This is a genomic window from Bacteroides caecigallinarum (assembly GCF_016902295.1).
GTDB lineage: Bacteria > Bacteroidota > Bacteroidia > Bacteroidales > Bacteroidaceae > Phocaeicola > Phocaeicola caecigallinarum_A.
Genome location: NZ_JACJLQ010000169.1, coordinates 1 through 371, shown reverse-complemented (window position 1 = coordinate 371; position 371 = coordinate 1). Strand labels below are relative to the sequence as shown.

The 371-nt window shown below is 41.5% G+C and carries 2 rRNA genes; both read left to right on the top strand.

From position 1 onward, the window contains the following. Nucleotides 1-103 (top strand): 23S ribosomal RNA (locus H6A27_RS14665); the annotation flags it as partial. Between the two features lie 134 nt (nt 104-237). Further along, nucleotides 238-348, top strand: a 5S ribosomal RNA gene (rrf, locus tag H6A27_RS14660). Nucleotides 349-371 lie beyond the last annotated feature (23 nt).

The following is a 371-nucleotide window of genomic DNA, read 5'->3' as shown; positions in this document are numbered from 1 at the left end:
AGATTTCTCAGGGTCGTCAAAGACTATGACGTTGATAGGATGCAGGTGTAAAGCTGGAGACAGCAAAGCCGAGCATTACTAATTGCCCGTTGACTTTTGTTGTCACGTGTCACGTAATGATGTTATATACGTTCGGTTCTTGAAACGGAAGAGTTTTGGTTGAAAGGAAATGTACTTTCTTCAGTTTGTTATTCTCATGTGAAGATGAAAAAAGAAGAATAGAAATAGAAAAGAAATTAAGGTGACTATAGCACGAAGGTTTCACCTCTTCCCATTCCGAACAGAGAAGTTAAGCTTCGTCACGCCGATGGTACTGCGTACAAGTGGGAGAGTAGGTAGTCGCCGTTTTATAGAGTAGAGCCCTGAAGCAT